Origin of the sequence: Symbioplanes lichenis (assembly GCF_030709675.1) — a bacterium.
Taxonomy (GTDB): domain Bacteria; phylum Actinomycetota; class Actinomycetes; order Mycobacteriales; family Micromonosporaceae; genus Actinoplanes; species Actinoplanes lichenis.
In genome coordinates, this window is sequence record NZ_JAUZQD010000011.1 from 232,265 (window position 1) to 245,471 (window position 13,207).

12 protein-coding genes are annotated in these 13,207 nt (G+C 71.3%); 8 read left to right on the forward strand and 4 right to left on the reverse strand.

Going from position 1 to position 13,207, the window contains the following annotated elements; translation table 11 throughout:
- The first annotated feature begins 23 nt into the window (after window positions 1-23).
- The 5 genes from nadC (at window position 24) to RAN62_RS26610 (ending at window position 6,104) form a co-directional block, all read left to right on the forward strand.
- On the forward strand, window positions 24-878 hold the full coding sequence (gene nadC / locus RAN62_RS26590; RefSeq protein WP_305787489.1) for a carboxylating nicotinate-nucleotide diphosphorylase: 855 nt from the start codon (window positions 24-26) through the stop codon (window positions 876-878).
- 14 nt (window positions 879-892) lie between these two features.
- A complete protein-coding gene (locus RAN62_RS26595; RefSeq protein WP_305787490.1) occupies window positions 893-1,666 on the forward strand; it encodes a type III pantothenate kinase in 774 nt (257 codons plus the stop codon).
- Between the two features lie 233 nt (window positions 1,667-1,899).
- The gene (locus RAN62_RS26600) at window positions 1,900-2,253 is read left to right on the forward strand and encodes a histone-like nucleoid-structuring protein Lsr2 (protein WP_305787491.1); all 354 of its coding nucleotides are present in this window, start codon (window positions 1,900-1,902) and stop codon (window positions 2,251-2,253) included.
- A 415-nt stretch (window positions 2,254-2,668) separates the two neighbouring features.
- The gene (locus RAN62_RS26605) at window positions 2,669-5,191 is read left to right on the forward strand and encodes an ATP-dependent Clp protease ATP-binding subunit (protein ID WP_305787492.1); all 2,523 of its coding nucleotides are present in this window, start codon (window positions 2,669-2,671) and stop codon (window positions 5,189-5,191) included.
- Window positions 5,192-5,501: 310 nt separating this feature from the next.
- Complete coding sequence (locus RAN62_RS26610) at window positions 5,502-6,104, forward strand: DUF4291 domain-containing protein (RefSeq protein ID WP_305787493.1); 603 nt, start codon at window positions 5,502-5,504, stop codon at window positions 6,102-6,104.
- 3 nt (window positions 6,105-6,107) lie between these two features.
- Here the strand turns inward: RAN62_RS26610 and RAN62_RS26615 are convergent, their stop codons facing one another.
- Window positions 6,108-7,010: an HhH-GPD family protein gene (locus RAN62_RS26615; RefSeq protein WP_305787494.1), complete on the reverse strand. Its 903-nt coding sequence runs from the start codon at window positions 7,008-7,010 to the stop codon at window positions 6,108-6,110.
- 25 nt (window positions 7,011-7,035) lie between these two features.
- Between RAN62_RS26615 and RAN62_RS26620 the strand changes: the two genes are divergently transcribed.
- From RAN62_RS26620 to RAN62_RS26630, 3 genes are all read left to right on the forward strand, one after another.
- Complete coding sequence (locus tag RAN62_RS26620; protein ID WP_305787495.1) at window positions 7,036-7,536, forward strand: glycine cleavage system transcriptional repressor; 501 nt, start codon at window positions 7,036-7,038, stop codon at window positions 7,534-7,536.
- Window positions 7,537-7,562: 26 nt separating this feature from the next.
- Window positions 7,563-8,045, forward strand: coding sequence for a peptide deformylase (locus tag RAN62_RS26625; protein WP_305787592.1), 483 nt, complete (start codon window positions 7,563-7,565; stop codon window positions 8,043-8,045).
- Window positions 8,046-8,126: 81 nt separating this feature from the next.
- Window positions 8,127-8,948 carry an adhesin gene (locus RAN62_RS26630; RefSeq protein ID WP_305787496.1) on the forward strand — a complete coding sequence of 274 codons (822 nt, stop codon included), beginning with the start codon at window positions 8,127-8,129 and terminating at the stop codon, window positions 8,946-8,948.
- Window positions 8,949-9,422: 474 nt separating this feature from the next.
- Here RAN62_RS26630 and disA read toward each other — a convergent pair whose 3' ends face one another.
- The 3 genes from disA to RAN62_RS26645 all read right to left on the reverse strand — a co-directional run bounded on the left by disA (window position 9,423) and on the right by RAN62_RS26645 (window position 13,191).
- Window positions 9,423-10,613, reverse strand: a complete 1,191-nt coding sequence (gene disA, locus RAN62_RS26635) for a DNA integrity scanning diadenylate cyclase DisA (protein ID WP_438874550.1) — start codon at window positions 10,611-10,613, stop codon at window positions 9,423-9,425.
- A gap of 271 nt (window positions 10,614-10,884) precedes the next feature.
- The gene (gene radA / locus RAN62_RS26640) at window positions 10,885-12,294 is read right to left on the reverse strand and encodes a DNA repair protein RadA (protein ID WP_305787497.1); all 1,410 of its coding nucleotides are present in this window, start codon (window positions 12,292-12,294) and stop codon (window positions 10,885-10,887) included.
- A 114-nt stretch (window positions 12,295-12,408) separates the two neighbouring features.
- On the reverse strand, window positions 12,409-13,191 hold the full coding sequence (locus RAN62_RS26645) for a hypothetical protein (protein WP_305787498.1): 783 nt from the start codon (window positions 13,189-13,191) through the stop codon (window positions 12,409-12,411).
- Window positions 13,192-13,207 lie beyond the last annotated feature (16 nt).

The window sequence follows — 13,207 nt, forward strand, 5'->3', positions numbered from 1 at the left end:
CGGCCTTTGTTCTGGGGGACATAGTGATCGGTGAGGGCTTGGATCTGGCCCAGGTGGAGCGGATCGTCTACACGGCGCTGGCCGAGGACCTGGGCGACCCGCCCCGCGACGTGACCAGCGAGGCGACGATCCCCGCGGGCCAGATCGACACGGCCGAGATCGTGGCCCGCGCGCCGGGCGTGGTCGCGGGGCTGCCCGTGGCGGCGCAGGTCTTCGCGGTGACGTCGGGCGGGACGGCCACCTTCGACCAGCGGGTCGAGGAGGGGGCGCGGGTCGAGCGCGGCGACGTGCTCGCCGTCGTCACGGGGCCGACGCGATCACTGCTGACGGCCGAGCGTACGGCGCTGAATCTGCTCTGCCGCATGTCCGGCGTCGCCACGCACACCCGCAAGTGGGCCGACCAGCTCGCGGACACCAAGGCCACGGTGCTCGACACGCGCAAGACCACCCCGGGGCTGCGGGTCCTGGAGAAATACGCGGTCCGCGCCGGCGGGGGTACCAACAAGCGCATGGGCCTGTACGACGTAGCGATGATCAAGGACAACCACAAACTCGCGGCCGGGAGCATCACGGCGGCCTACCGGTTCGTTCGGGAGCGTTTCCCCGACGTGCCCGTGCAGGTGGAGGTCACGACGCTCGCCGAGGCGCGGGAGGCGGTCGACGCCGGGGCCGATTTCCTGCTCTGCGACAACATGCGTCCCGAGCTGCTGCGCGAGGTCGTGGCGGCGGTCGGTGACCGGGTCGAGCTGGAGGCGACGGGCAATCTGACCCTTGAGACCGCCGCCGACTATGCCGCGACCGGTGTCGACTATCTGTCGGTCGGCGGGCTGACGCATTCCTCGCCGATCCTCGACATCGCCCTCGATCTCCGCTCCTGAACTAAGGTCGTCTCGTGCTTCTGTGCATCGACATCGGCAATACGAACACGGTTCTCGCGACCTTCGACGGCGACAAATTGGTGCACAACTGGCGCATCAAGACCGATGCCCGGGCGACCGCCGACGAGCTGGGCCTGATGTTCCGCGGCCTGCTCGCCGGGGACGCGGTCGAGATCACCGGGGTCGCCGCCTGTTCCACCGTCCCCGCCGCGTTGCGCACGCTGCGCTCGATGCTGGGGCGTTACTACCGGGGCACGCCGAATGTCATCGTCGAGCCGGGCGTGAAGACCGGCGTCCAGCTCGCGATCGACAATCCCAAGGAGGTCGGCGCGGACCGGGTCGTGAACACGCTCGCCGCGCACGCGCTCTACGGCGGGCCGTCGATCGTCGTCGACTTCGGCACGACCACCAATTTCGACGTCATCAGTGCCCGCGGCGAGTTTCTCGGCGGTGCGTTCGCGCCCGGCATCGAGATCTCGTTCGACGCCCTGGCCGCCCGGGCCGCCCAGTTGCGCAAGGTGGAACCGGCCGCCCCGCGCTCGGTCATCGGCAAGAACACGGTCGAGTGCCTGCAGTCCGGCCTCTATTTCGGGGTGGCCGGCCAGGTGGACCGGATCGTCGAGCTGATGACCGCCGAGCTGGGCGGCGAGGTGAGTGCCGTGATCGCCACGGGCGGGCTCGCCGGGCTGGTCAAGGACGAGTGCCGCACGATCACCGCGTACGAACCGATGATCACCCTGATCGGGCTGCGGATGGTTTATGAGCGGAATGTCGGCCAGGCCGGATGATTTTCCTTTGTGACTCTCCGCGTTCTCGCTGACACGCGGTCGTCTTCTCCCCGATCCGGTCGCCGGAATGGGAAACGGCGCCGGGGTATTCGGGAAACCATCGACCGATCCGAGCCGTGTCGCGCATCGATATCGCGACCCGCATTGACGGATCACGCCGGACCGGCGTTATTGTTTGCGGTGGGGATTGTGTGTGAGACGAGTGAACGTGGTTTCAGGAAGGATAACGGCGCGTGGCCAAGCAGATCATTCACAAGCTGGTCGACGACCTCGACGGCGGTGATGCCGACGAGACGGTCAAGTTCGCCCTCGACGGCATTCAGTATGAGATCGACCTGTCCGACAAGAACGCGGCGAAATTGCGCGACGTCTTCGCGCCCTACGTCGGTGCCGGATCGAAGGTCGCCCGCGGCGGGGTGGTCGTGGGCGGCCGGGCCGCTCGGGGGCGCGGCGGCGCGACCGCCGACCGCGAGCAGAACAAGGCCATCCGCGAGTGGGCCAAGAAGAACGGCAAGGAGATCTCCGACCGCGGGCGCATCCCGCAGGAGATCGTGGACGAGTTCCATGCCAAGGGTCCCGGCCGCTGACCTGGATTCGATCGTCGAGCAGGGCCCGTGGCGCTTCGGCGCCGCGGGCCCTGCCGCTTTTCGCTCACCCTTCGGCCGCCGTGCGTAAGTTATCCACAGGGGCGGACCGCGTTGTCCACAGCCTGTGGACGACGGCTGCCGGTCAGCCGGATCGCGCCGTACGTTGGCCGGGTCGCGCTGTTTCCAGCGGCTCGGGAGCCGGGATTTCGCTGTGCGCGTACTCCACGGGGGTGGGGAACAGCCGTTGAGCGTGCGAAGTTGGGGAAATCAGCGGTGCGGGACGTCCCGGCCGGGCTCGACGGCCCAGCAGAGTCACCCGGCGGCGATAGAGTAGTGACAGCACGGGCATCACCGATGCTCGTGCGCTGGCCCCGCCAGTTCATATTGGCGCACGGCACGTGAGGAGCACGAGGGCATGTTCGAGCGGTTCACCGACCGAGCGCGACGGGTTGTCGTCCTGGCCCAAGAAGAGGCCCGGATGCTCAACCACAACTACATCGGCACAGAGCACATCTTGCTCGGCCTGATCCACGAGGGTGAAGGCGTCGCCGCCAAGGCCCTCGAGAGCCTGGGCATCTCCCTCGAGGGGGTCCGGCAGCAGGTCGAGGAGATCATCGGCCAGGGCCAGCAGGCGCCGAGCGGGCACATCCCGTTCACGCCGCGGGCCAAGAAGGTGCTGGAGCTCTCGCTGCGCGAGGCTCTGCAGCTCGGCCACAACTACATCGGCACGGAGCACATCCTGCTGGGCCTGATCCGCGAGGGCGAGGGCGTCGCCGCCCAGGTCCTCGTGAAGCTCGGCGCCGACCTCAACCGGGTCCGCCAGCAGGTCATCCAGCTGCTCTCCGGATATTCGGGCAAGGAGCCGGCCGCCGCCGGTGCCGCGGCGGGCGAGGCCGCGCCGTCCACCTCGCTGGTCCTCGACCAGTTCGGACGCAACCTGACCCAGGCCGCCCGCGAGGGCAAGCTCGACCCGGTCATCGGGCGCGAGAAGGAAATCGAGCGGGTCATGCAGGTGCTGTCCCGCCGCACCAAGAACAACCCGGTGCTGATCGGCGAGCCGGGCGTCGGCAAGACCGCCGTCGTCGAGGGGCTGTCGCAGTCCATCGTCAAGGGCGAGGTGCCCGAGACGCTCAAGGACAAGCAGCTCTACACCCTCGACCTGGGCGCGCTGGTCGCCGGTTCCCGCTACCGCGGTGACTTCGAGGAGCGCCTCAAGAAGGTGCTCAAGGAGATCCGCACCCGCGGCGACATCATCCTGTTCATCGACGAGATCCACACCCTGGTGGGTGCGGGTGCCGCCGAGGGCGCCATCGACGCCGCGAGCATCCTCAAGCCCATGCTGGCCCGGGGTGAGCTGCAGACGATCGGCGCCACGACCCTCGACGAGTACCGCAAGCACCTCGAGAAGGACGCCGCCCTGGAGCGCCGCTTCCAGCCGATCCAGGTGGGCGAGCCGTCGCTGGCGCACACCATCGAGATCCTCAAGGGCCTGCGCGACCGCTACGAGGCGCACCACCGGATCAGCATCACCGACGCGGCCCTGGTCGCGGCGGCCACGCTGGCCGACCGCTACATCTCCGACCGCTTCCTGCCCGACAAGGCGATCGACCTGATCGACGAGGCCGGCGCCCGGATGCGCATCCGCCGGATGACCGCGCCGCCGGACCTCCGCGACTTCGACGAGCGCATCGCCCAGGTCCGCCGGGACAAGGAGTCCGCGATCGACGCGCAGGACTTCGAGCGGGCCGCGCAGCTGCGCGACAAGGAGAAGCAGCTGCTGGGCCAGAAGGCGCAGCGGGAGAAGGAGTGGAAGGCCGGCGACCTCGACGTCGTGTCCGAGGTCGACGACGAGCAGATCGCCGAGGTCCTGGGCAACTGGACCGGCATCCCGGTCTACAAGCTGACCGAGGAGGAGACCTCGCGCCTGCTGCGCATGGAGGACGAGCTGCACAAGCGCGTCATCGGCCAGGAGGACGCGGTCAAGGCCGTCTCCAAGGCGATCCGGCGCACCCGCGCGGGTCTGAAGGACCCGAAGCGCCCCTCCGGCTCGTTCATCTTCGCCGGCCCGTCCGGCGTCGGTAAGACCGAGCTCTCGAAGGCGCTGGCCGAGTTCCTCTTCGGCTCCGAGGACGCGCTGATCCAGCTCGACATGTCCGAGTTCCACGACCGCTACACGGTGTCGCGGCTCGTCGGTGCCCCTCCCGGCTACGTCGGCTACGACGAGGGCGGCCAGCTCACCGAGAAGGTGCGCCGCAAGCCGTTCTCCGTGGTCCTCTTCGACGAGATCGAGAAGGCCCACCCGGACGTCTTCAACACCCTCCTCCAGATCCTGGAGGACGGCCGGCTGACCGACGGTCAGGGTCGCATCGTCGACTTCAAGAACACGGTGATCATCCTGACCACCAACCTGGGCACGCGCGACGTGGCCAAGGCGGTGTCGCTGGGCTTCCAGGCCTCCGAGGCCGAGGAGTCCAACTACGAGCGGATGAAGGTCAAGGTCAACGACGAGCTGAAGCAGCACTTCCGCCCGGAGTTCCTCAACCGCATCGACGACACGATCGTCTTCCACCAGCTCCGGCAGAACGAGATCCTCGAGATCGTCGACATCTTCACCAGCCGGATCGAGACCCAGCTCAAGAACAAGGACATGGGTCTGGAGCTGACCGACAACGCCAAGAAGTACCTGGCGAAGAAGGGCTTCGACCCGGTGCTGGGGGCCCGGCCGCTGCGCCGCACCATCCAGCGCGACCTCGAGGACACCCTGTCCGAGCAGATCCTGTTCAACGAGCTGCGCCCCGGCCAGATCGTCGTCGTCGACTGCGAGGGCGACCCCGAGAACATCGAGAAGTCCAAGCTCGTGTTCAAGGGCGCCGACCGGGGCTCCGTGGTCCCGGACGCCGTGCCGGCGGACCTCGGGGCGGCTGCCACCGAGGAGTGAGCGAGCGCTGACGGGCGCTGTTGGGCCCGCCTGATGCTGTGAACGGAACGGCCTGGTGCGAAAAGCACCGGGCCGTTTCGCTTGCCGGCTCCCTTTTCTCGCGCCGCCGCCTCTTCGTCGCGGCCTCGGGCTTTGGTCGCGGGGCTGCTCGGTCGTGGCGCCCTCGCCCTGCGGTCGCGGCGCTGCTCGGTGGTCGTGCCCTCGTCGCTTCGGCCGCCGTCTTGCGGTTCTTGGCGTCGCCGGGGCGCCCGATCGGGCTTTCTTCCGCGGTTTCGCCGCCCCGGGGCGGCCGGGGCGTGATCATCGCTCTGTGGAGCAGGTTCCCGTCCGCCAGGTGCGCGCCGTGTACACGCCCGAGACGATCACCGTCTATCAGGCGTACCCAGTGCCGATCGCGCTCGCGGCGGCACGGGCGGGACGGTTTGTGGCGCCGTTCAAGCGGGACCGGATGAGCTGGCTGCGGCCGTCGTTCCGGTGGATGATGTACCGCTGCCGGTGGGCCTCCGCCGACGGCCAGGACCGGGTGCTCGCCGTGGAGATGACCCGCGAGGGCTTCGAGTGGGCCCTCGGCCACTCCTGCCTGGCCCAGTACGACCACACGTTCCACACCGACCGCGAGCATTGGACGAACGCCCTCAAGGACAGCCCGGTCCGCATCCAGTGGGAGCCGGAGCGGTCGCTCGCGCTGACCCCGTTGCCGTACCGGGCGCTGCAGGTCGGTCTCGGCGTCGACGTGATCGACAAGTTCGTGCAGGAGTGGACGGTCGGGATCACCGACGTCACGCACCTGGCCCGGCGCATCGGCGAGCAGGTCCGCCGGGGCGACGAGCACCGGGCGCAGGCGATGCTGCCGGACGAGATGCCCTATCCGCTGCCGGCCCCGATCGCCGCCGCCCTCCGCGTGTCGACCTAGACCTTAAAGCTGCTGCACGTCCCCTCGGGGCGCGTCGCCGGCCAGCACGAACCGGTCCGCGTCGAGGCCCAGCGTCTCCACGAGGCCGTCCTCCACGAGACCGGCGAGGGCCCGGGCGCGCTGGATCTCGTCGTCCCAGACCACGTCCAGCCGCTGACGGGGCACGGGACCGGTCGACATGCGCAGCACCTCGAGCAGCAGGCCGCGCACCTGGCGGTCGGTGCCCGCGTACCGCTGCGGTTTGCGGCTCGGTCCGGCCGGGACCACTGCGCCGGACTGGCGGAACAGGCAGACCTGCTCGAACGGGCACTCCGGGCAGCGCGGCGCCCGGGCGGTGCACACGATCGCCCCGAGCTCCATGAACGCGATGCTGGCCTTGGCCGCGCGCGATGGCGACGCGGGCAGGAGCGCTTTGGTGGCGGTGAGGTCGGCGGCGGTGGTGTTCGGGCCGGCGTCCGGCTTGCCCTCGACCGCGCGGCACACGACGCGGCGAACATTGGTGTCCACGACCGGGTGACGCTGCCCGTACGCGAAGGTGGCCACCGCCCGGGCGGTGTAGGTCCCGACACCGGGCAGGGCCAGGAGCTGGTCGAGGTCGTCGGGGACCTGACCGCCGTGACGCTCCACGATGGCGACCGCGCAGGCGTGCAGGCGCATGGCCCGGCGCGGGTAGCCCAGGCGCCCCCACATGCGGATCGCCTCGGACGGGGGATCCTGGGCCAGGTCGGCGGGGGTGGGCCAGCGGGTCATCCAGGAGCGCCAGGCGGGCTCCACGCGTACGACCGGGGTCTGCTGGAGCATCACCTCGCTCACCAGGACCGCCCAGGCACTGGTGCCAGGCACGCGCCAGGGCAGGTCGCGGGCGTTCTCCTCGTACCACCGGATGGCTGAGTCGGCGAGAGTCATAGGCGTCCGAGCTTACGATGCCCTGATGACCGAGCTCGCCATCACCGTCATCGGCCCGGATCGGCCCGGCATCGTCGCGGAGGTCTCGGCGGCGCTGGCCGGGGTGGGCGCGAACCTGTCCGACTCCACGATGACCCGGCTGCGCGGGCATTTCACGATGACGCTCATCTGCACCGGGGCGGACGCGGCGGAGGTGTCGGCGGCGTTGGAACCGCTCGAAGGAGTGCTGGCCACGGTGCGAGCCGTCGAGCCGTCGCCGGTGGCTTCGGACGGGGAGCCGTACCTCGTGAGTGTGCACGGCGCCGATCGGCTCGGCATCGTCGCGGCGGTCACCCGGGAGGTCGCGGCGGCCGGCGGGAACATCACCGATCTGACGACCCGGCTGACCGGGCCGCTCTACGTGCTGGTCGCGGAGGTCGACTTGCCGCCGGGCGCTGCCGGCAATTTGTCCGTACGCCTGGAGCACGCCGCCGGCGACCTCGGCGTCGACGTGACCCTGCGGCGCGCTGAGCCGGACGTCCTGTGACCGCGGGTGCCGTGCGCCCGGTGGTGATGGCGCCCGCCGCAGTCCTGAGCCGGCCCGGCGCCCCGGTGGAGCCGGCCGACCCTGCCGTCGTGCAACTCGCCGCCGATCTGGTCGCCACCATGCGCGTGTCGCCGGGCTGCGTGGGGCTGGCCGCGCCGCAGGTCGGCGTGGGCGTGCAGGTGTTCTGCGTGGACGTCACCGAGCATCCCAAGACGGCGACCTGCCACGGGACGCTCGTGCTCTGCAACGCCCGCATCGTCGAGGCGAGCCGGTGGCGGCCCGGGCGGGAGGGCTGCATGTCCGTTCCTGATCTCACCGGCGACGTCAAGCGGGCCGGCCGCGTCGTGGTCGAGGCCGAGCTTCCGGGTACGGGCGAAGCGGTCCGGCTGGTCACCGACGCGTTCGAGGCCCGGGCCCTGCAACACGAGGTCGACCACTGCGCCGGAAAACTTTTTCTGGACCGGGTCGCCGGGGCGCACGCGCTCCACCAGCGCAAAACTTATCTCTGAAGATCAAGTGGCGAGCCCTCGGCCCGTAACCGGCGCGTCGTTGCGTCGTTGGTGGCGCCACGGGGATACCGTGCTCCCATCATGCGTACGACGGTTGGTCCCCTTCCCACCGCTGTGTACTGGCGGCGCCGTGCGGTCGTGCTGGGCGCGATCCTGCTCGGCATCATCGTGTTGTTCGTCTCCTGTGGTGGCAACGGCGACGATGACAAGCGGGGCTCCGGCGCGGCGTCGCAGCCCCCGGCCGCTCCCTCGACGAGTGCGGCGCCGGACGACGAGCCGTCCTTCGGCGAGCCGCCGCCCGGCGCGGGCAACCCGTCGCTTCCGTCGCCCGAGGACCTGCAGTCCGGCGGCGCCACGAACGGTGGTGCCGGCCCGTCCGGCGGCTCGGGCGCCGTTCCGGGCGCCAGCGCGGGGGCCAACGGTGGCACGGGGACCGGCACAGGCACGGGTACTGGTACTGGTACGGCTGAGGGCGGCACGGACACGAACGTCAACGTTCCGGTCGGCAGCATCTGCACCAACGCCGAGATGTCGGTGACCCCGATCCCGTCCGCGACCTCCCTCCGCAGCGGCGCCGCGGTCGACATAAGGATCCGCATCAAAAACGTCTCGACCCGTTCCTGCAGCCGCGACGTGGGCGCCGACCTGCAGGAGCTCTACATCGAGTCGGGCGCCGAGAAGATCTGGTCCTCCGACACGTGCGGCACCAACAGCGGCACCGACCTGCAGCCCTTCCCCGCCGGGGGCGAGCGCGAATACCAGGTGCGCTGGAACGGCAACGAGGCGACCAAGTGCACGGGTGGCCAGGCCGCGGGTCCGGCCCCGGGCGCCGGGCAATATCAGATCCGCGCCCGCCTCGGCGACAAGATCAGCGATCCGGTCGCCCTGTCGATCACCGGCTGACCGCCCACCCGATCACCGGCTGACCGCCCACCGTCCCGCCTGACGGCCGGCCGCCCCTCGCCGGGGCGCGTCGGCCGTTTCGCTGTTCGAGAGTTCGCGCTGCCACCGAGGCGCCGGCGTTCGCGTTGCCGGGCCGGGCTGCGCGCCACCATCCCGAGACGAGCGGGACACCGCCGGAGCCGCAGCGGGCGGAGACCGGGCGTGCGAATGTCAGGCGCGGCCGGCGGAGGGCTGGACGAGTCGGCAGTCAGGCGCGGCCGGCGGAGGGCTGGACGAGTCGGCAGTTGGGCGCGGCCGGCGGAGGGCTGGACGAGTCGGCAGTCGGGCGCGGCGGGCGGGAGTCGGGCGCGGCGGGCGGTGGCTGGGCCGGCGGGAGTCGGGCACGGGCGGAGGGCCGGACGGGTCAGCAGTCGGGCGCGGCGGGCAGAGGCCGGTGGGGCCGGGGGCCGGTGGTCGGGCGCGGCCGGCCGACGGTCAGACGTAGCGTTCGAGGATGGAGGCCTCGGCCAGGCGGGACAGGCCCTCGCGCACCCCGCGAGCCCGGGCGTCGCCCACGCCGTCGACGGCCTGCAAATCCTCGACCGTCGCGCCGAGGAGGCGCTGGAGGCTGCCGAAGTGGCCGACCAGGCGCTCGACGATCGGGGCGGGCAGGCGCGGGACCTTGGCGAGCAGCCGGTAGCCGCGCGGGCTGACGGCGGCGTCGAGGGCGTCCGAGGCGCCCGCGTAGCCGATGGCCTTGGCCACGGCGACGAGGTCGATCATCTCGGTGGCGCTGAGCAGGTCGAGCTCGACCAGGCCCTCGTCGAGGGTGCGGGCCTTGCGGCCGGTCGGCAGGTAGTCGCGGATGACCAGGGTGCGGTCGGAGTCGACGCCGGCCATGAGCTCGTCGAGCTGGAGGGCGAGGAGGCGGCCGTCGGTGCCCAGCTCGACCACGTAGCCGGAGATCTCGTCGGCGATGCGGCGGACCATCTCGAGCCGCTGGACCACGGCGACGGCGTCGCGGACGGTGACCAGGTCTTCGATCTCGAGCGCCGACAGGGTGCCGGAGACCTCGTCGAGGCGCAGCTTGTAGCGCTCGAGGGTGGCGAGGGCCTGGTTGGCGCGGGAGAGGATGGCCGCGGAGTCGTCGAGGACGTGACGCTGGCCGTTCACATAGAGCCCGATGATGCGCATCGACTGGCTGACCGAGATCACCGGGAAGCCGGACTGCTTGGCGACGCGCTCGGCGGTGCGGTGACGGGTGCCGGACTCCTCGGACGGGATGCCGGGGTCGGGCATCAGGTGCACGGCGGCCCGGACGATGCGGGTGCCGTCGCTGGAGAGGACCACGGCGCCGTCCATCTTGCACAGCTCGCGGAGGCGGGTCGCCGAGAACTCGACGTCGAGCGGGAAGCCGCCCGTGCAGATCTGCTCCACGACGTCGTCATGGCCGAGAACGATCAGGGCGCCGGTGCGCCCGCGCAGGATCCGCTCGAGGCCGTCGCGCAGCGCCGTGCCGGGGGCCATCAGGGCGAGGTTGGCGCGCAGCGGGTCGGCGCCTGTCCCGCCACCGGTCAGGCCGGGGCCGGGCGTCGGCGGCGTCACCGGACGGGCTGCCGATCCGTTGAGGCCGGGGGCAACGCCGTCGGCATGATGATTGATCGAGGCATCACGGTCGAGCGGCACCTGGACATTCTACGGACTGTCATCCAGCTCCCCGAGTCGCGGTGCGCCGACCGCTCCACAGCGTGATGATCAATCACCCACGGTGATCGACAAGCCCCCGCGCCCGAGCCCTCGGCAACCGACGAAAGCCCGGAGCAAAAGCGTCCGGGAAGCGCCGAAGCCCCGGGGCAAAAGCGTCCGGGAAGCGCTGATGCCCCGGAAGAAGAGCGTCCGGAAAGCGCCGAAAGCCCGGAGGAAGAGCGCCCGGCAAGCGGCGAAGGGTCAACGCCGCTCACTCGGCCGACACCCGCGCGGCCCACTGCACCGCCGACTGCAGGTCGCCCACCTCGACCACACGCATGCCCTTGGGCGGCGAGTCGCCCTCGGCCGGCCCGCACCCCGGCGGCACCAGCGCGACCTTGAAGCCCAGCCGCGCCGCCTCGGCCAGCCGCCGCCCGACCGCCCCGACCCGCCGGACCTCGCCGGTCAGCCCGACCTCGCCGATCGCGACCAGGTGCGGGGCCATCGCCAGGTTGAGCGCGCCGGAGGCCACCGCCAGCGCCATGGCCAGGTCGGCCGACGGCTCGGTGATCTTGATGCCGCCCACGGTGGCGGCGAAGACCTCGCGGTCGTGCAGCTTGATCTTTTCCATGCGGCGCTGGAGGACGGCCAGGACCATGGCCAGGCGGGCGCTGTCGAGGCCGGAGACCGTGCGCCTCGGTGAGCCCTGGACCTGCGCCCCGATCAGCGCCTGCACCTCGGTGACCATGGCCCGCCGGCCCTCCATCGCCACGGTGACGCAGGTGCCGGGGACAGGCTCGTTGTATCGGGTGAGGAACAGCCCGGACGGGTCGGCCAGGCTCACGATGCCGGTCTCGTGCATCTCGAAGCAGCCCACCTCGTCGGCGGCGCCGAACCGATTCTTGACGCCGCGGACCAGGCGCAGGGACGAGTGCTTGTCGCCCTCGAAGTGCAGGACCACGTCGACCAGGTGCTCGAGGACGCGGGGGCCGGCGACGTTGCCGTCCTTGGTGACGTGGCCGACGAGGACGGTGGCGACGCCGCGCTCCTTGGCGATGCCGACCAGCGCCGCGGTGACCGCGCGGACCTGGGTGACGCCGCCGGGGACGCCCTCGGTGCCGGGGGCGGAGATGGTCTGCACCGAGTCGACGATCAGCAGGCCCGGCTTGACCGCGTCGAGGTGGCCGATGACCGTGCCGAGGTCGCTCTCGGAGGCGAGATAGAGGTTGTCGTGCAGGGCGCCCAGGCGCTCGGCCCGCAGCCGCACCTGGCTCACCGACTCCTCGCCGCTGACCACGAGCGACGGGGTGCCCGCGCCGACCGCCCACTGCTGGGCCACGTCGAGGAGCAGGGTGGACTTGCCGACGCCGGGCTCGCCGGCCAGCAGGACCACCGCGCCGGGCACCAGCCCGCCGCCGAGGACCCGGTCGAGCTCGCTGACGCCGGTCGGGACGGCCCGGGCCGGGGCGGCGCTGATCGTCTTGATGGGACGGGCGGGCTGGGCGGGCAGCCGCGAGGCCACCACGCGGCCGGCCACCACCGGACTGGTGGTCGTGGACTCGATGATCGAGCCCCACTCGTTGCACTCCGGGCAGCGCCCCAGCCACTTGGGCGGCTGGTGGCCGCACGCGTCGCACTGATAGGCGGGGCGCGGCTCGCTCCTGGTCCGGGAAGTCGTCACCCCGCAACGCTATCCGGAGGGTACGACAAACCGCCGCCGGACGGCCGCAGATCACAAGAAACGCCGCAGGACCCCGGGAAAGCCCGGGGTCCTGCGGCGGCGAAGCGCGGTGACTTACTCGGCGACGTGCTCGTCGCTCTCGCCCGGCACCCGGGAGGCCGGGGCGAGCGGGGTGCTGACCGGGGCCTTGACCACGAGCGGCTCGGCGCCGTTGCTGAACTCGAAGACCAGGTTGAGCGAGCTGCCCGGGACCAGCTCGCCGGTGAGGTCGAGCGCGGTCAGCTCGGTGGCGTCGCCCGGCAGGAAGGTCGCGGCGCCCAGCGGGGCGAGCTCGATGCGGGCCGGGGAGACGGCGCGCTCGCGGCCGGACGAGGAGCTGGACGGCCGGGCCGAGGCGCTGCCCGAGGGCTGCGCGCTCTGCACGCTCGCGTCCGGGGTCGGCAGCTCGTCGTTGTCGTCCTGGTCGTCCTGGCCGCCGGAGTTGCGGCTGCCGGACGGCTCGGGCGCGGGGGAGACGGTCGCCTCGGCGCCCCCGGAGGCGGGAGTGCCGCCGACGATGCCGATCTGGCGGGCGGAGACCACGCCGTCCTGCTCGGAGCTGCCCTCGGCCGGCTGGCTGCTGACCAGCACGGTGATCGTGGAGCGCGTCTGGTTGTAGATGCCGAACTCGAGCGGCGCGTCGGCCCCGGCCTCGTAGCCCTCCGAGCCCGGATATTGCACCGAGAGGTTGCGGATGAACACCGAGCGGTTGGAGTTGTCCGCGTTCACCCCCGGGTTCGACGGCTTCTTGATCGCGGTCTCGGCGACCTGACCAGCCCCGCACGCGGCCAGCGCGAACGCGGTCGCCGCGGCTACACCCGTGGTCAGTACGACGCGGCGGGTCCCCAGCGAGCGCATCACAGTCCTCCAGACG